We start from the raw sequence: 18,000 nt of genomic DNA, 5'->3' as shown, positions 1-18,000 counted from the left end.
CACCCTCCGCGTCACCGGACACTCTCCGCGTCACCGGACGCGGACGGCCTCATCGGGCCCCAACCGCCTCATGCGCCACAGGAGTCCCACCGGCGGACCCATCGATCCCGGGCCCTGGCGGACCCGTCAGGCCCGTCAGGCCCGGCGGATCGTGATCGTCGTCCAGGCGCCCACGTGCACCCGGTCGCCGTCCTGGAGCGGGACGGGGACGAAGGGCTGGATGGGCTCCTCGCCGCCGTTGACCGTCGTGCCGTTGGTCGAGTTCTGGTCGACGACCGCCCAGCTGCCGTCCGGCTGCTGCACCAGCACCGCGTGCTGGTGCGAGACGCCCGGGTCCTCCGGAGGCGTCGACAGGTCGATGTCGGGGGTGTCGCCGGTGGAGTGCCGGCGGCGGCCGATGGTGATCTGGTTGCCGGTCAGCGTGCGCTGCTGCTCGGGCGAGTACGCGGGCAGGTTCAGCCCCGCGGCCTCGGGACCCGAGCGGTGCATCATCGCCATGAAGTACTCGCGGTCCGGGCCGATGGTCGCGATCCACGTCGTCGGACCCTGCGGCTGCTGCGGGTAGCCGGGGCCGGGCGGGGCCTGGGTCGCGCCGGGCTGCGGGTAGCCGTAACCGCCGCGCCCGCCGGGGCCGTTCGGACCGCCGGGACCACCGCCGCCGGGGCCGCCGGAGGGCGGGGAGATCACCCAGTCGTCGTCACCGCCGCCGAAGGACGGGCCGCCCTGCTGGGGCCGACCGGTGTCCTGCGGGTACGCGGGAGGTGCGGGGGGCCCGCCCTGGAAGCCCTGCGGCGCGCCGGGACCACCGTGACCGCCCTGGCCACCGTGACCGCCGGGGCCGCCATGACCGCCGGGGCCGCCATGACCGCCGGGTCCACCGTGACCGCCCTGGCCGTGACCGCCGTGGCCGCCCGGACCGGGGGGCGGCGGTGCCTGGCGCGCGGGGTCGCCGCCGAAGCCGTGCGGACCCGGCGGGATCGGCTCGGCGGGGCGGTTCACCTGGGAGGGACGCGAACCCTGGTAGTCGAAGGAGTCGGCACCGCCGTACGACGGCCCGGGCTGCTGCCCGAACGGACCGCCCTGGCCGTGTCCCTGACCCTGCCCGTGCCCGTGTCCCTGGCCGTGCCCCTGGGTCGGCGGGGGCGGTGCGGCCGGGGTGTAAGAGGTGGCCGTGTTGGTGAGGAAGTTCCACCGGCACTCCTCGCAGAAGGGAGCGGCGCCCTCCCGCGGGGTGCGGCACTGGGGGCACAGCTCCGGCCCGCCGCCGTACCCGCCGGGGCCACCCGGTCCGCCGGGGCCACCGGGTCCGCCCGGGCCGGGCCGGCCCGCGGGACCGGGGGGCGGGAAGCCGTAGCCGCCGCCGGGCGCGGGCGGCGGGGGAGGCGGTGGGGGTACGGCACCGGCCATGCGGTGACCGCACACCTCGCACCAGTCGTCGGAACCCGACTGGTGTCCGTTCGGGCAGGTCGGCATGTCGGCACTTCCCCCTCTCCCTGTCCGGCCGGGGCGGCCGGATTTCTCCGACCCCGAGGGGTCAGGCTCGTCTGGCTGTGGTCACTTCTTCACGCGGACGGTCTTGGTGGACCGGGTCTCGAGAGTCATCTCGTCGGCCTCCTCGACCTTCGTCTTCAGTCGCACAGTACCGGTCGCCGCGTCGACCACGTCCACCACCTTCGCAAGCAGTTTCGCAGTATCGGCGTTGCCCGAGGCACTCGCGAGCTGGACGGCGCGGCCCAGTTTGGCCGTCGCTCCGTCGTTGTCTCCCGCTTTGCGCAGATCCAGCCCCTGTTGGATGGCCTGTGCCAGTTCGGCCTGTCCCGTGTAGTGGGCGACCTGGGGGTTGATGGCCGTCGAGGCGGCCATGTCGTCCGTCCACACGGCGCGCACCAGACCCTGCGCGCCGAGGCGCTCGGCGGCGCCCGCGCCGTCGCCACCGGGGCCCGGGGGCCCGGGAATCACCAGGGACAGACGGGCCGCGAGCATCTCCCGGCCGAGGTCCGCGGGCGGGACCTCGACGCACAGGTGGTAGTCGCGGGACTCGTCGCCCCAGGACCCCAGCGGGTAGTCGCCCGCGCGCGGGCCCGCCTCGGTACGGCGGCCGGTGAGTTCCTCGACGCTCGGCGCGACCTGCTTGACGAATCTCACAGTCGCCCCGGCCGGGGTCCACAGCCGCAGCGCGACGTCGGCGACCTCCTTGCCCATCGCCGCCTCCATCATGCGCGTGAAGTCGTCGGCCAGACCGGCCGGATCGGCGACGATGTCGGCGCTGCCGAGCAGGGCGGAGGCGACCGCTGTGACTTCTTTCACTTCCCAGTCGGTGCCCACCCCGCGGGCGTCGCAGGTGAAACGGCCCGCGCACGCCTCCAGGGCGGCCCGCAGGTCCTCGGGCGACTCGTGCTCGTTGCGCCCGTCGGTGAGCAGGATGCCGTGCCGGATCGCCACGTCCGCCGACGCCAGCAGCCGGTCGGCCAGCCGCAGCCAGGTGCCGATGGCTGTGCCGCCCCCCGCGCTCAGCGCGCGCAGCGCCTGCTTGGCCTGCCCCCGGGTGGTGGCGTCGGCGACGGCGAGCCGCCCGGCGCCCGGGTAGACCTCCTTGGCCACGTGCGTGCCGCCGACCACCGCGAAGTGCACGCCGTCGCGCAGCGCGTCGATCGCGGCGGCCGTGGCGTCGCGCGCGTTGCGCATCTTCGTCGGCGGGTAGTCCATCGAGCCGGAGCAGTCGACCATCAGGACGACGGCCGCCGACGGCCCCTCACCGGGCGCGTAGAGGTGCGGGGCGGACACCGCGCTGCCGATGGTCCCGCCGCCGGTCGCGGTCACCGTGACGATGGCGTTGACCTCGGTGCCGCCCTCCGGCAGGTACTCGTTCTGGTACACGTCCAGCGAGAACTGCGGCACGTTCGATTTCGCGAAGTTGGCCATGCCTGCTGCTATCCCCCTCCGATGCCCCGATGCCCCGATGCCCCGATGCCCCGATGCCCCGATGCCCCGACGTCCCGATGCCCGGCGGCGCGGGACGGCGACGGCCCGACGGGCCGGTCCCCTCCGGCCCGTTGAGGCTTCCCCGCAGGACGCCGCCCGTACTCCTCAAGCCGCCGTGCCGGTCGCCGCCGCTCCGTCCCTTCCCTCTTCCCGTACTCGGCCTCAGGCCGATCCTGCCCCCTGCGGGACGGCCGGGAACGGCACGAGCGCCACTGTTACGTTGTCGTGGCCCCCGCCGTCGAGGGCGTGCCCGACCAGCACCTGGGCCGCGTGCAGCGGCCGGACGGCGGCGTCCGGGGGGACCACCCGTGCCATGTCCTCGGCCGACTCGGCGTAGTTCCACAGCCCGTCCGTGCAGACCACGACCACTCCGGGCCGGTCCGGTTTGAAGGACGCGGTGTGCGGCTCCACCTCGTAGGCGTCGGCGCCCAGCCAGCCGGTGATCGCGTGGGCCCGCTGGTCGGCGTACGCCTCGGCCTCGCCCATCAGGCCGGCGGCGACCATCTGCGCGGCCCAGGAGTCGTCCTCGGTGAGCCGGGCCGGGGGCGCGGAGCGGTCCACCGGCACCCAGTAGACGCGGCTGTCGCCGACCCAGCCGACGACCAGCAGACCGTCGGTGACGACCGCGCCGACGAGGGTGCAGGCGGGGGCGTTCTGGTGCGGGCCGCGTTCCTGGCCCGCCGCCGGTTCGTCGGCGAGCGCGTTGACCGCGTCGGCGGCGGCGAGGATCGCCTCGTGCATCGCCTGCTGCGGGTGCGTCCCGCGCGGCAGTGCGGCGAGCAGCAGGTCCCCGGCCGTCCGGGACGCGGCGAGGGACGCCTCGTCGGGACGGGTCGCCGAGGAGACGCCGTCGCAGACGACGGCGACGGACGCCGGGGAGCCGTCGGGCAGCGTCGTGGTGCCGACGGCGAAGGCGTCCTCGTTGCGGTGGTGGCGCAGGCCGCGGTCGCTGACCGCGGCGACCGGGCCGCATTCCTGTTCCATGTGGTCCCGTTCGCGCGGCTGGGCGTGGCCGCAGTTCTCGCAGTAGCCGTCGTCGTCCACCCGCCCCGCGCGGCAGGCCACGCAGACCGCGGCTCCGGCGGCCGGGGCGGGTTCGGTCGCCACCCGCGGGTCCGGGGCCTGCAGGGGGTAGTCGTCGGGCTGGGCGGGCCGGTGCGTGTCGAGTGGGTCGGGCCGGTGCGCGTCACCGCCATGTGCGGCGCCGCACGGTGCCTGCGCCATGCCGGACGGCTGCGGTTCCCGGGCGGTCGGGGCGCCGTGGGGCGCCCGGCCGTCCCGGGCGGTTCCGGTCCCGACGGGCGTGCGGCCGTCCTGGGCGGTTCCCGCCGCTCCGGGCGCTCCGGGCGCTCCGGTGGCGCCGGGCGTCCCTGCTGGTCCGGACGTCGCGGCTCCGGACACCGGTGCTCCGGACACCGGTGCTCCGGGCGTCCGCTCGTTGCCGGCCGCCGCGGCCGTCTCCCAGGACGCCTGCGCCCGCCGGTCGAAGCGCACCCCGGACGCCGCCGGGGCAGCCGCCTCCTGGGCGGGGGCGGGGGCGGGCGCCGGGACCTCCGGTCCGGCGTGGGCAGCACCGGCCGGGTGAGCCGGGTGTGCCGGGTGAGCCGGGTGGGCCGGGGGAGTCGCCGTCGGACCGGCCGACGGGGGCGCGACCGGCGGAGCGGGAGCCGGAACCGTGGGTGCCGGTGCCGGTGCCGGTGGGGCGGGTGGTGCCGTGGGCGGTCCGGGCGGCGGGGGCACGGGTGCCGCTCCGGACGTCCGCGCCCCGCCGGGCACCTGGACGCCGTTCGCGGCGGCCGTCGGCGGAACCGGCCCGGCCGTCGGCGGAACCCCGGGCCGGGCCGGGGGCGCCGTAGGGGCGGGGGGCGCCGTAGGGGCCGGCGGGTAGCCGTGCTGCGCCGTCGGCCGCCCGTCGGCGCCCGCGCCGTTCATGGCGATCGTCGGATGGTCGGCCGGGCGGGCGGGAACCGCGGACAGGTCGTGTCCGCACGCACCGCAGAAACGATCACCCGGCTCGACGGGCTCCTCGCAGCTCGGGCACGTCGGCGAAGCGGCCTGCTGGGGCATCTGCGACATGAACTACACCCACGTCCGGGGGCGGTAACGGTTGGCACGTTCCACCAGGTCGATCCTCTCCTCACCACTGCGCGCCAGCCGGGCCAGCGTGCGGTACGCACGCTCCAGACCGAAACGCAGGCCCCGCTCGTCCAGCCCGCTGCCGAGCAGTGTCCGTCCCCCGGCGGCGCCGGGGTCCGGTGCGCCGGTCCCGGTCGCGGCCGGCACCGGGGCCGGAGCGGAACCCCGGCCCCCGGAGAGTACCCAGTCCAGGGCACAACCGAGGACCTCGGCCGCCAACTGCTCCCGGCGCGCCGGATCCAGACCGTACGCCTCCAGGGCCTCGACCTGCCCGGCCGCGGCCGACAGGTCGTCCGGGAACGGTACGTCCCCCTCGGCCGCCGTCCGCCCCCGCAGCCGGGCGCGTACGGCCGCGACCCGGGCCGCGGTGTAGTGGATCGACGACTCCGGTACCGACTCCAACGCCCCCACCGCACCGCGCCGGTCACCGGACGCGAGCCGCACCCGGGCCAGACCGAACGCCGCGCTCACATGGCTCGGGTCGGTCGACCACACCAGGCGGTAGTACTCGGCGGCGTTGTCGAGCTGTCCCAGCACCTCCGCGCACAGCCCGAGGGCCAGCTTGGGCGCGATCTCGCCCGGGAAGGCGTCGTAGATCGCGTCGAAGGCGAGGGCCGCGCCCTCGTGGTCGCCGGTCGACAGGGCCGTCACGCCCCGGTACCAGACCACCCGCCAGTCGTCCGGGTCCCGTTCCTCCAGGGCGCCCAGGACCGCCAGCGCGGCCGGCGCGTCACCCGTCTCCAGCCGCGCCCGGACCTCCCGCAGCCGGGTCTCGGTGGACGGCGCGGGCGCGGCGCCGAGCGCGTGCAGCAGGTCACCGGGTGCGGAGGCCGACAGACCGGCCAGGAAACCGGCGTTGGGGTCGCCCGGGTCGACCAGCGGGACCGGCAGTGCCAGCCCGGCGGCGGCCGTGTCGAGGGGTCTGACGAGAGCGGGGGACAGAGGGGGCCGTGAGGCCGGGGCGCCGGGCCGGCCGCGCGGCCGGGGCACGCGCCGGGGCCGGGGCACGCGTCCGCCGAGCCGGGACACGTCCCCGTCGAGCGCCGGGAACAACTCGGTGTCCGTCACCCGCAGTTCGGGCCCGAACAGGGTGGACAGCGCCGGTCGGGCACGGCCCGTCTGCAACGACACCACCTCGCGCAGGACACCCGTCAGCTGCTCGCCCATCTCCTGGGCGGAGGCGAACCTGCGGTCCGGATCGGGGTCGGTGGCGCGCACCAGGAAGCGGTAGAACGACTCGTACCGCCGGAACACCTCGATGGTGTCGGGGTCGGGCAGCGAGTCGGTGAAGACGGTGGTGTAGCCCTGGAAGTCGAATGTGAGCACGGCGAGCGTCCGCGCGACCGTGTACAGGTCGGACGCCACCGAGGGGCCCACCTCGGCGACTTCGGGGGCCTGGTAGCCGATGGTGCCGTAGATGGCGGACTCGTCGTCGTCCATGCGGCGCACCGCGCCCATGTCGATCAGCTTCAGCTCGTCCTCGGTCTGGATCGCGTTGTCGACCTTGAAGTCGCAGTACAGCAGGTTGCGGCTGTGCAGGTGCCCGAGCGCCTCCAGCGCCTCGATGCCGTACGCACACGCCTGTTCCACCGGCAGCGGGTCCCGCCGGCCCTGCGGGGTGCGGCGGGCGTTGGCGATCTCCTTGAGCGACTTGCCGCCCACGTACTCCATGACGATGTAGCCGTCGAGGGAGCCGGTGCGCTGGTCCAGGTGTTCCACGAAGTTGTAGATCCGCACGATGTTGGCGTGCTCGATCTCCGCGAGGAACCGCCGTTCGGAGATCGCCGCCGCCATCGCGTCCTGGTCGCCGGTGTCCAGCAGGCCCTTGAGGACCACCCACCGGTCGGACACGGCCCGGTCGACGGCGAGGTAGATCCAGCCCAGGCCGCCGTGCGCCAGGCAGCCGACGACCTCGTACTGGCCGTGCACCACGTCCCCGGCCGACAGTTTCGGCACGAACGAGTACGGGTGGCCGCACTTGGTGCAGAACCCCTCCGTGCGGCCCGGCCGGTCGCCGCGCGCCCGGCCGACCGGGGCGCCGCAGTCCGCCCGCGAGCAGAACCGCTTGCGCTCGGGCACCTCGGCACGGTCCAGCACCATCGCCCGCGGGTCGGGACGCGGGATCGGCGGCACCTGCACCAGTCCCGCGCCCAGCCGGCTCCGGCCGGAGGACCCCGCTCCGGAGCCCGAACTGCGCACCGAGACCGAACGGGCCGAGGACCGCCCGGACAACGACCGCGACAACCGCCCCGACACCGAACGCCGGGACCTCGACGACTGCGAAGCGCGGGACGAGCGCGACGAGCGGGACGAGCGGGAGGAGTGCGAGGGACGCGAGGGGTGTGAGGGGTGCGAGGGACGGGACGACGGAGTGGCCGCGCCCGCGCTGCCGCCCGCACCGGCGCCGCTGCCCGCACCCGTGCCGCCGCCCGCACCGGCGCCGCTGCCGCCGCTGCCGGACGTGCCGTGCGGCTCCCGGCCGCCGACGGTGACGCCGGTCGGGGGCGAGGCGACCGAGCCGGTCGGCGACACCACCGGCGCCAGACCGCAGGTGTCGCAGTACAGTTCGCCGCCGCCGACGTCCTCGTACGCACCCCCGCAGTCGGGCCGCTGACAGCCGCCCGGCCCTCCGCCCGGCACCCCGGTGCCCTCCTCGTTCCGCGCCTCGTTCACGACGCCGCCTCCCCCTCGTCCCTCACGTGCCCGGCCCCGTCCGGCCGTCGGACACCCCGCGCCCGGGGCCCGCCTGGCCCGGCACCCGGGGAACCGCGGCGAACAGCTCGGCCGCGGCCTGCTGGTAGCGCAACACCGCCTGCTCGGCGGCGCGCAGGTCGCAGGGCGCGCTCCACAGCATCCGGCGCGCCTTCTCGTACCGTTCGACCAGCAGCGGATCCTCCGCCAGGCCGTGCCGGGCGACCTTCGCCCGGTACGCGTCCAGCCGCCCGCGCAGCTCGGCGCGGACCGCGAGCGGCGCGGTCACCGCGGTCAACGACTCGCGGGCGCGCAGCAGTTCGTCCTCGGCCTTCTGCTCCAGCGACTCCAGCAGTGGGGACAGGCGGTGCCACTGCGCGTGCCGGCGGTACTCCGCGGCCGTGGAGAGCTGCTCCTGGAGCGCGGTCGGCGGGCCGCTGACCACCGGCACCTCCGTCGCCGCGATCTTCGCCAGCACCTCGCCGCGCGCGGTGCGTGCCTCGGCCAGCGTGCGGTCGGCGCGCGACAGCACGTCCCGCAGCCGCACGATGCGCTTCTCGGCGTCCTGCCGCACCGTCAGGACCGCGTCGATCTCCCGCCGCACGTCCTCCAGGGCGCGCGCCTCGCGGTCGTAGACCGTGGTGTCCGGCCGCCCCCCGCCGGGGGCGGAACTGCCCTCCGCGGGCGTCCAGAACGCCAGCGGGTCCGACACCACCTGCTCGCGCAGCCGGGTCAGGGTGCGGGTGATCCGCTCCAGGTCGTCGCCGGCCGGGTGCTCACCGGGGCGCACGCCCACGGAGTGCGCCAGCTTGCGGGTGCGACCCAGTTCGGCGGCCAGCAGGTCGATCCGGGCGGGCAGCGCCGACCAGACGGCGTCAGCCGTGACCACGGTGTCCAGAGAGGACGCGTACAGCTCGTTCATCCGGTCCACCAGTGCGGCCAGCGAGTAGCGCACGCTCAGCACCCCGCTCCCGGCCCCGCCCCCGCCGGACGGCGTGGGGGCGCCCGCGACGGCCGCGGCCGACCCGGCGAGCGTCACGCACTCGCCGCGCAGCAGGTGGGTGAGGTCCACCAGGTCCTCGCGGCTGGACCAGCGGCGGCGGGCCCGGATGTCGCGGGCGGTGCGCAGGGCGTCCGTGTAGGCGTCGAAGTACGTCCACAGCAGCGTGATCGCCGCCTCGGTGGCCGCCCAGCGCTCCGCGGTCAGACCGGTGAGCCGGGCGCCCTCCAGGAGCCGTCTGCCCGCGTGGTCCTGCAGGGCGAGGAGCGAGGTCTCGATCGCCTCGTGCTCCGCGCCGAGCCGGGCCAGCGCACGGTCCACCTCGTCCCGGTCCAGCACCGGTCCGGGAGACTCCGAGTCGCCCATCGATCACCTTTCGCTGCGGGTCGGTCGTGGCGGGTGGCCGGCCGGCCGGTTCGGGCCGACCGAGTCCGGTCGTGCGCGCGGCCTCGTCATGAGGCCGTCTCCTCGTGGGCCCGTGTGGGCGGGCGTGGCGGTCCGTGTCGTCGTGGAGGTCCGTGTTCGGCGTGGCGGTTGGTGTTGGACGTGGTGGTTCGTCTCGTCGTGGGGGTCGGTCTCGTCGCTGTACCGGGTCCTTCGACGGGTCGGTCCGGGCGGCTGTCGGTTGTCGGCTGTCGGTCGTCGGTTGCCGGGCGGGCGTACGGGGGCGGTCGTGCTCGTGCGGTCGTGCTCGTGCGGTCGTGTTCGGGCGGTCGTCGTCGGGTCGTGAAGCGGGCCTTCTCGTCGGGCTCGTCGGGCTCGTCGGGCGGTGGCTCTCGTCGTGCGGTCGGTGCGGTGGTCCGGGCGGGCGGGTCCGTCGGGGCCGCTGCCGGTCCGGGGCCTCAGTCCGTGCGCAGGTACGCCGGTGCCGGGGGCTCCGACTTCGATGAATCCCCGCCCAGTGTCGCCGACAACCATGTGTCGTACGAGTCCTGCCATCCCCCCGTGGTGTCCTCGCGGAAGTCCACCAGGATCCGGTTGACCCGGCGCACCAGGTCGTTCGCGTCCTTCTTCATCGCCACGCCGTAATACTCGGTCGTGAAGGCGTCACCCTTGAGCTCGACCGTCGGGTCCTGGGCGGCCTGACTCGCCGCGAGGGCCGCGTCGGTGACCACCGCGTCGACCTCGCCGAGCTGCAACCGCACCAGGCAGTCGAGCTGGTTGGGGACCGTGGTGCCGATGTCCGCGGACCGCGGGAGCAGGCCCGCTTCCTGGTCCGCCGCCAGCTTCGCGTACGCCGTGGAACCCGTCGCCGTGCAGATCTTGCGGTCCGCGAGCGTGGAATACCCCTTCACGGGCGAGGACTTGGGGGCCAGAACCTGCTGCCCGGTCCGGAAGTACGGGGCGGAGAAGGCCACCTCGCGGATGCGGTCGCAGTTGATGGTCATCGTCCGCACCACCATGTCCACGCGGCCGTCCTTGATCGCCGGTATGCGCTGGTCGGTGGGGATCGCCTTGAACTGCACGGCGTCCGGGTCGCCGAGTATGTCCTCGGCTATCCGGTGCACCAGGTCGATGTCGAAGCCCTCCAGCCGGGCGCTGTCCGGGCCGTTGGCGTCCCGGTACCCCCAGCGGTAGCTGTTCTGGTCGATGCCGACGACGAGCTTGCGCTTCTCGCCCGGGCGGTTCTTGATCGCCTCGATGGCGGGGCCGTCGTCACCCGAGGGGGCCAGGGTCTGCTTCTCCGGGTCCGTGCAGTCCTCGGCCGCCACGGCCTGCTCGGCCCCGGCCACCCCGCCGCCGGCCGGGCCGGCCGGCGCCCCGGACCGGGCCGGCCGGTGCGCGACGGAACCGGTGCAGGTCAGCAGCAGTGCGAAGACCAGTGCGACGACGCAGGCCGTCGCCATCGCGCCGACTCCGCCCCAGCCCCTCAGCCCGGACCGCACCCGCTGTGCGGTACGCATCGCGCCCCCTCTCACCGGTACTCCGACAGCCTGCGTCCGATGCCCAGGACCGCACCGACGGCCCCGAGCACGGCGAGCACCGCCGCGCCCGCGGGCAGCCCCGTCAACGCGTCCCGGCCGTCACCGGCCGCCCGTGCGAACTCCGACTCCTCGTGCGCGAGCGCGGCGGCCAACTGCTCGTCGACGCCGTCGAAGCACTCGCCGGTCGCGCCCTCGGCACCGATGACCATGTCCAGGGCCTGCTGGTAGTTGCCGTTCTCGTCCTGCTCGCGGGCCGCCCCGTGCCGCTTCTTCCACTCCTGCATGTTGGCGAGGGCGGCCGTGACCGGCCGGGCGCCGGCGTCGTCGTCCGCGAGGCGCCGCGCGTGGGCGAGACCCTTGCCGAGGGCGTCCATCTCGCGCCCGAAGTCGTGGTCGTAGGCGTCGACGGTGTCGTCGCCCACCTTGCGGGTCTCGGCGCCGCGGGCCACCAGGGTGAGGTTCTCGTTGCCGCGGGCCTTCAGGGAGGCGATGCGGGCGTCGTGCAGCACTTCGAGCGAACGGACGCCGTGGTTACGGGAGTCGTGGAGGCCGGAGCGGGCCAGGGTGTGGCCGACGGCCAGCCACAGCAGGATCACCGAAGCGGTCGCGGTGGCCGCCACCAGGCCGTGGTTGAGCAGGCGGTTGGTGCGCCGATAGGTGCGGTGCTGGGCCCAGGCGAGCGCCGACAGCGCGACCACGCCGAGGGCGATCGCCGCCCACGGGTAGGGAGTGGCGTCCGCGTAGTCGGCCCGCAGCCGCTGGTTCTCCGTGCGGTACAGGTCCTCCGCGGCCGGGAGCATCTCCTTCTGCATCTTCTCGTTCGCGTACCGCAGGTAGGCACCGCCCACGGGGTAGCCCTGGCGGTTGTAGGTGCGGGCGCGCTCCACCAGACCCTTGTACTCGGGCAGCAGGCGGTTGAGTTCGGTGATGGTGGCGGCCGACGGGGAGTCGGGGTCGGAGTTGGCCGCCGCGTTGACCAGCTTGGCCGCGGCCGTGCGGATGTCCCGCTCGTAACGCTCGCGGGTGGCGGCGGTCTCCTGCCCGCCCGCCAGGAAGCCGCTGGAGGCGGCGGTGTTGGCGTCGGCGAGCGAGCGGTAGATGTCGGCGGCGTCCGAACTGAGCGGCTGACTGCGGTGCAGGACGTCGTCCGCGGCGGCGGCCCGCTCGGTCATCTGCCACGCCGAGACCGCGCCGAAGGCGAGGACCAGGGCGGCCAGCACGGCGCCGATGATGCGCAGCCGGCCCGGCTCGGTGGTGGCGGCCCTGCGCAGGCGCTCGGCGCCCTCGGCGAACGCGGAGCGCCGGACGGCCGGCGGCGGGGACGCCGGGCGGGGCCGGACACCGCCCGGGGGCGGAGGCTGACCGGGGACGGCGGGCAGGCCGGGCACGGGCGGGCCGGGCGGGTGCGGGGAGGGTGCGGCGGGCAGCGAAGTGCCCGGCGCTGCCGTGCCGCCGTCCGGCCTCGGTGTCACTGCTGACCTCCCCCTGGTCATCCGTCGCGGCAAGTATCGCTGCCGGGACCGTCATCCGCACCGGGTGTGACGCGATCTTGATGTGATTGCAGCGCCCTTGTCGGATTCTCCCCCGGTGACCGGCCCGGCCGCGGTCCCTTTTCCCCTCCCCGGAAACACGTCCGGGGACGCGCTGTGGTTCCCGCGACACGCCGCGCGGAGGCGGAAACCGTCGGCAGCGTCCGACATCGGCGCCCCGGTGCCCCTCCTCCCGTAACGGCCCCTCCCGTGACACACCTCTCCGTACGCTCCCCTCCATACGCGCCCACCCCCGTACGCGCCCACCCCTGTACGCCTCACCATGCCGCGCACGCGCCCCCCGCGCCACAAGCCCCGGTGCCCCTACGCCCCGTAGTGCGCCCGCAGGCGCCGCCGGGCCGAGGGCGGGGCGCCGAGCCGGTCCAGGGCCAGGAGGGCGGCGCCCAGGACCGGGGGCGCGGTGACGACCCGGGGGACCGCCTTCGGGGCGCGCTCGGCGAGCAGGGCGTGGATCCGGTCGTCGAGCCGGGGGTGCCGGGCGGCCAGCACGCCGCCCCCGAGGACGACGGGCGTCTCCTCGCCGAGGAGACCGAGCCGGTCCAGTGCCACGGTCGCCATTGCCACCACCTCGTCGGCCTGCCGGTCGACGAGGGCCCTCGCGACGGAGTCGCCGCCGGCCGCCGCGGTGAACAGCACGGGCGTCAACTCGTGCCGCCGTGACGGTGGCAGACGGTCCAGGTGCAGGGCCTCGATGAGCTCCGGCATGCCGGCCAGACCGAAGTGGGCGGGCAGGGCATCCGCCAGGACGGTGGGGGAGCCGCGGCCGTCGTGGGCCCGCGCCGCGTACCACAGCGCCTCCTCCGCGAGCCCCCAACCACCGCCCCAGTCACCGGAGATGCGACCCAGCGCCGGGAAGCGGGCGGTGCGGCCGTCGGGCAGCATGCCGACGCAGTTGATCCCCGCGCCGCACACCACGGCCACGCCCCGGGGTTCGGTGACCCCGGCGCGCAGGACCGCGAAGGTGTCGTTGCGGACCTCGACGGAGTCGCCCCACGCCCGTTCCCGCAGCGCGGCCGCCAACCGCTCCTCCTCCACCGGGAGATCGGCGTTGGCCAGGCAGGCCGAGACGTGGGACACCGCGCGCACGCCCGCCGCGGCGAGGGCCCGCCCGACCGTCCCGGCGAGCGCGTCCACGGCGGCGGTCACGCCCACGGCGGGCGGACGGAATCCCCCTCCCCGTGCCGTGGCCAGCACCTCCCCGCGGCCGGTCAGGACGGCCACGTCCGTCTTGCTGTTGCCGGCGTCGACGGCGAGGACGGGGGCCCGGACGCCGTCCCGCGCGTCGGCCCCGGCGTCCGTACCCGGGCGGCCGGCCCCGGCGTCGCCGTCCGTGCCGGTGTCGGCGCCCGCGTTCAGGCCCACGCGAGGTGCTCCCGGTTGTGGGCGATCAGATCGTCGGTGAGCCGCTCGGCGTAGGCGTACTGCCCGACCAGCGGGTGGGCGAGGAGCGTGCGGAAGACCCGCTCCCGGGACCCGTCGAGGGCGGCTTCCAGGGCGAGTTCCTCGTATGCGGTGACGCCGGCCATCAGACCCGCGAACAGCGGGTCCACGGACGGCACCGGCAGCGGCACCGGTCCCTTCGGGCCCACCGCCGCCTGCACCTCGATCACCGCGTCGTCGGGCAGGAAGGGGAGCGTGCCCTCGTTGAAGGTGTTGACGGCCTGGTAGGGGCTGCCCGCGCCGCCCAGCAGGGCTGCCGCCAGGTCCACCGCGGCCTCCGAGTAGTAGGCGCCGCCGCGCCGGGCCAGCAGTTCCGGTTTCTCGTCGAGGGCCGGGTCGGCGTAGAGGGCGAGCAGGCGGCGTTCCATGTCGGCGACCTCGGCCGCGCGGGAGGGCCCGGTGCGCTGCTCCCGCACCACCTCGTCGTGGGCGTAGTAGTAGCGCAGGTAGTAGGAGGGGACCACGCCCAGCCGGTGCAGCAGGGCGGCGGGCAGCCGCAGGTCCTCGGCGATCGCGTCGCCGTGCCCGGCCAGCAGACGGGGCAGCACGTCCTCGCCCTCCGGGCCGCCGAGGCGCACGCCGAACTCCCAGGTGAGGTGGTTCAGGCCCACGTGCTCCAGGTGGAGCCGGCCGGGTTCGGTGCCCAGGTGGGCGGCGAACTTCCGCTGCAGCCCGATGGCCACGTTGCAGAGCCCGACCGCCTTGTGGCCGGCGCGCAGCAGCGCGCGGGTGACGATGCCCACGGGGTTGGTGAAGTCGATGATCCAGGCGTCCGGGTTGGCCCGGCGCACCCGGTCGGCGATGTCCAGGACGACCGGCACGGTGCGCAGCGCCTTGGCGAGGCCGCCCGCCCCGGTGGTCTCCTGGCCCACGCAGCCGCACTCCAGGGGCCACGTCTCGTCCCGCATCCTGGCCGCCTGCCCGCCCACCCGCAGTTGCAGCAGCACGGCGTCGGCGCCGTCGACGGCCGCGTCCAGGTCGGCGGTGGTGGTGACGGTGCCGGGGTGCCCGTGGCGGGCGAGGATGCGGCGGGACAGGGCGCCGACCGGCTCCAGGCGGTCGGTGGCCGGGTCGACGAGGACCAGTTCGGTGACGGGGAGGATCTCCCTCAACCGGGCGAAGCCGTCGACGAGTTCGGGGGTGTAGGTCGAGCCTCCGCCGACCACGGTGAGTTTCACAGCGCGATGCCTCGCTTTCGGTGCCGGGCACACGGGGTGCCGTCGCGGGTACGGGGTCGTTCCGGGGCGGTGGCGGTCCCGGAGGAGCGGGGCGGGGAGTACGGCCGGTCGGTCCGGCTCCCTCCCGCGGGCGAGGGGACGCCGCCGACGAACGCCTTCCGCCGACGAACGCCTTCCAGGGACGAGGAGGTGAAGGGTGAGGAGGGCGGGGGCGAGGAGGTGAGGAGGGCGGGGCGAGCAGGGGGCGGGTCAGCGGGAGGTGTCGAAGACCTCGTCGCGGGTGGCGGCCAGGGCGCTCTCCAACGCGCCGCGCAGCACGGGCTGTTCCCGCACGTCGCCCACCACCAGGCGGGGTCGGGAGGCCGCCAGTTCCCCCAGTTCGGACTGGACGAGCGCGCGCAGCACCTCGCCGCCGGAGGTGAGGGAACTGCCGCTCAGCACGACGAGTTCGGGGTCGAGCACGGAGACCAGCGAGGCCAGGCCGGTGGCCAGCCGGGTGGCGTAGGCCCGCAGCAGGCGCTGGTGGCCCGGGTCGTCGGGGGCGCCGGCGGCGCGGGCCACCAGCGTGGCGGCCACCTCGGCGTACGGTCCCTCCGGTACGTCCTCCAGCCCGGCCTCGCGGGCCAGGGCGGGGACGGCCTGGGAGCCGGCGAGTTCCTGGAAGCCGCCGCTGTTGGCCCGGGTGACCTGACGGACCAGGGGCGTCCCCGGCACCGGCAGGAAGCCGACCTCGCCCGCACCGCCGGTCCACCCCCGGTGCAGACGCCCGCCGAGCACGAGGGCGGCCCCGAGCCCGGTCTCGTTCCACAGCAGGACGAAGTCCGTGTGCCCGCGCGCCGTGCCCAGCCGCTGTTCGGCCAGGGCGACGAGGTTGACGTCGTTCTCGTACTCGACGGGCATCGGCAGGGCGGCGGCCAGTTCGTCCAGCAGCGTGGGGGAGTGCCAGCCCGGCAGGTGGGAGGCGTAGCGCAGCCGGCCGGTCGTGGGGTCGAAGGCTCCCGGCGTGCCGATGACCAGCCGGTGGACGTCGGCCCGGGCCAGCCCCGCCGCCTTCACCGCGCCGTCCAGCGCGTCGGTGACCTGCCGTACGACGGGGGCCGGGGCGCGGCGCCCGGGGGCGGGCACGTCGTGCGCGCCGACGACACGGCCGGTCAGGTCGGCGACGGCGGCGCGGATCCGCTCGGGGGTGACGTCGAGCCCGGCGGCGTACGCCGCGGCCGGGTTCACCTCGTACAGCCGGGCGCCCGGCCCCGGGCGTCCCTCGGTGGTGCCGCCGGCCAGCACCAGTCCGGCCGCCTCCAGCCGCGCCAGCAACTGGGACGCCGTGGGCTTGGACAGCCCGGTCAGCTTGCCGATCCGGGCGCGGGACAGCGGCCCGTGTTCCAGCAGGAGGTCCAGGGCCGCACGGTCGTTCATGGCCCGCAGCACCCGCGGGGTGCCCGGCGTACCGGCGGTTCCTGCCATGGGTGCCACACCTGCCCTTCCTCGGCCGCCCAGCTTCGCAGCGATCGCCGCGGGGCGTCCGTCCGGGGCGGTCGGCCCGGTGGGCGGATGCCCGCGTTCACTGTTAGGAAACTTTCCTGTCGACGGAAACGTACGGGTCCGGTGCAGGGGCGTCAAGGGGGCGTGCGAAGGGCGCGCACCCCCCGCACGGGTAAGCGCGCACCCCCCCCGCACGGGTAAGGGCGGCACCCGGGAAACCCCGGGTGCCGCCCTGTCACCTGCGAGCGGGGGAGGGGCGCGCCGTGCGGCCCCCCGGCGTCACTTGGTGGTGCTCGGCGGAGTCAGCGGGGAGGCCGCGATCGACTGAGGGGAGACGGAGCTGGCGTACGCCGACGGGGGCGCGACGGCCGCGGCCGGATCGGGGCCCGGGGCCGCGTCGACCGGGGTGGTGGCACCGCCCACGATGCGGATGCCGGCCTCGTCGAAGGCCCGCTTGATGCGCCAGCGGACCTCGCGCTCCACGGTCACGGACTTGCCGGGCATCGTCTTCGCCGAGACCCGCACCACCATCGAGTCCAGCAGTACCGAGTCCAGGCCGAGCACCTCGATCGGGCTCCACAGGAGCTCGTTCCAGGGCTCCTCCTTGCTCATCTTCCCGGCGACGTCGCTCAGGACCTCCTTCACCTGGTCCAGGTCCTCGTCGGAGCGGACCGTGACGTCGACGTTGGCGGTCGCCCAGCCCTGGGAGAGGTTCCCTATCCGCTTGACCTCGCCGTTGCGCACGTACCAGATCTCGCCGTTGTCGCCGCGCAGCTTGGTCACCCGCAGGCCGACCTCGATCACCTCGCCGGAGGCCACGCCCGCGTCCACGGTGTCGCCGACGCCGTACTGGTCCTCCAGGATCATGAAGACGCCGGAGAGGAAGTCCGTCACCAGGTTGCGCGCGCCGAAACCGATCGCCACACCGGCGACACCGGCCGAGGCGAGCAGCGGCGCCAGGTTGATCTGGAAGGTGCCCAGGATCATCAGCGCGGCCGTCCCCAGGATCAGGAACGAGGCCACCGAGCGCAGCACCGAGCCGATCGCCTGCGACCGCTGGCGCCGCCGTTCGGCGTTGACCAGCAGGCCGCCCAGCGAGGTGCCGTTCACGGGCTGGTCGCCGGTGCGGGACATGCGGTCGATCAACTTGGTGATCGCCCGCCGCACGACCACTCTCAGCACCGTCGCGATCACCAGGATGAGCAGCACGCGAAGACCGATCGCGAGCCAGGTCGACCAGTTCTGCTCGACCCAGCTGGCGGCGTTCGTCGCCTGTTCCTGGGCGTCCCGGAGCGAGGGCACGGCCGGCGACGGACTCTCCGCGGGAGTCGGCGACGGGCCGTCGGCCTTGAGGACGGCGGGCACGGACACGGCAGGTACCTCCAGGTGCGCGATCTGCTGCCGGGCGGGGTCCGAGATCACGGAAAGGTCACCGGCGGGTGCAGAAGCACCACACTAACGGGGCATTGTGGGCGGATCCGGGGGTTGTGCGAAGGAGAGACCGTCCTCACCTGCGCTTGAACCGGTCACCATCCTGGGGATGCTCCGGGGTGTGGTCGAAAACACTCTCAGCCCGTTACCGGGACATGGTGGCGCATTCACCAGGCATGAGGGGA

The 18,000-nt window shown here is 75.1% G+C and carries 11 protein-coding genes and 1 pseudogene; all 12 read right to left on the bottom strand.

Features of this window, described 5'->3' with window-relative positions; genetic code table 11:
* Positions 1-135: 135 nt before the first annotated feature.
* The 12 genes and pseudogenes from AB0F01_RS04575 to AB0F01_RS04520 all read right to left on the bottom strand — a co-directional run bounded on the left by AB0F01_RS04575 (position 136) and on the right by AB0F01_RS04520 (position 17,755).
* A complete protein-coding gene (locus tag AB0F01_RS04575; RefSeq protein WP_362089838.1) occupies positions 136-1,473 on the bottom strand; it encodes an FHA domain-containing protein in 1,338 nt (445 codons plus the stop codon).
* Positions 1,474-1,554: 81 nt separating this feature from the next.
* The gene (locus AB0F01_RS04570; protein WP_362089837.1) at positions 1,555-2,922 is read right to left on the bottom strand and encodes a VWA domain-containing protein; all 1,368 of its coding nucleotides are present in this window, start codon (positions 2,920-2,922) and stop codon (positions 1,555-1,557) included.
* Between the two features lie 222 nt (positions 2,923-3,144).
* Positions 3,145-4,476 carry a PP2C family protein-serine/threonine phosphatase gene (locus AB0F01_RS04565; RefSeq protein ID WP_362090235.1) on the bottom strand — a complete coding sequence of 444 codons (1,332 nt, stop codon included), beginning with the start codon at positions 4,474-4,476 and terminating at the stop codon, positions 3,145-3,147.
* A gap of 510 nt (positions 4,477-4,986) precedes the next feature.
* Positions 4,987-5,049, bottom strand: a pseudogene (locus AB0F01_RS04560) (hypothetical protein); the annotation flags it as partial.
* 12 nt (positions 5,050-5,061) lie between these two features.
* The gene (locus tag AB0F01_RS04555) at positions 5,062-7,758 is read right to left on the bottom strand and encodes a tetratricopeptide repeat protein (RefSeq protein WP_362090233.1); all 2,697 of its coding nucleotides are present in this window, start codon (positions 7,756-7,758) and stop codon (positions 5,062-5,064) included.
* 55 nt (positions 7,759-7,813) lie between these two features.
* Positions 7,814-9,175 (bottom strand): hypothetical protein, encoded by a 1,362-nt coding sequence (locus tag AB0F01_RS04550; RefSeq protein ID WP_362089835.1) that lies wholly within the window; start codon positions 9,173-9,175, stop codon positions 7,814-7,816.
* 476 nt (positions 9,176-9,651) lie between these two features.
* Entirely contained in the window at positions 9,652-10,713 is a 1,062-nt protein-coding gene (locus AB0F01_RS04545) for a glutamate ABC transporter substrate-binding protein (protein WP_362089833.1), read from the bottom strand.
* A gap of 11 nt (positions 10,714-10,724) precedes the next feature.
* Positions 10,725-12,206: a hypothetical protein gene (locus AB0F01_RS04540; RefSeq protein WP_362089831.1), complete on the bottom strand. Its 1,482-nt coding sequence runs from the start codon at positions 12,204-12,206 to the stop codon at positions 10,725-10,727.
* Positions 12,207-12,587: 381 nt separating this feature from the next.
* Positions 12,588-13,646, bottom strand: a complete 1,059-nt coding sequence (locus tag AB0F01_RS04535; RefSeq protein ID WP_362089830.1) for a BadF/BadG/BcrA/BcrD ATPase family protein — start codon at positions 13,644-13,646, stop codon at positions 12,588-12,590.
* Positions 13,637-14,902 carry a 6-phospho-beta-glucosidase gene (locus tag AB0F01_RS04530; RefSeq protein WP_362089828.1) on the bottom strand — a complete coding sequence of 422 codons (1,266 nt, stop codon included), beginning with the start codon at positions 14,900-14,902 and terminating at the stop codon, positions 13,637-13,639. Before AB0F01_RS04530 ends, AB0F01_RS04535 begins: the two co-directional genes overlap by 10 nt.
* Positions 14,903-15,151: 249 nt before the next feature.
* Entirely contained in the window at positions 15,152-16,366 is a 1,215-nt protein-coding gene (locus AB0F01_RS04525) for an ROK family transcriptional regulator (protein ID WP_362089826.1), read from the bottom strand.
* 297 nt (positions 16,367-16,663) lie between these two features.
* On the bottom strand, positions 16,664-17,755 hold the full coding sequence (locus tag AB0F01_RS04520) for a mechanosensitive ion channel family protein (protein ID WP_362090231.1): 1,092 nt from the start codon (positions 17,753-17,755) through the stop codon (positions 16,664-16,666).
* Positions 17,756-18,000 lie beyond the last annotated feature (245 nt).

The sequence above is a fragment of the Streptomyces sp. NPDC029526 genome, assembly GCF_040637405.1.
Taxonomy (GTDB): Bacteria; Actinomycetota; Actinomycetes; order Streptomycetales; family Streptomycetaceae; genus Streptomyces.
This window is presented reverse-complemented; position numbering and strand designations above follow the sequence as displayed.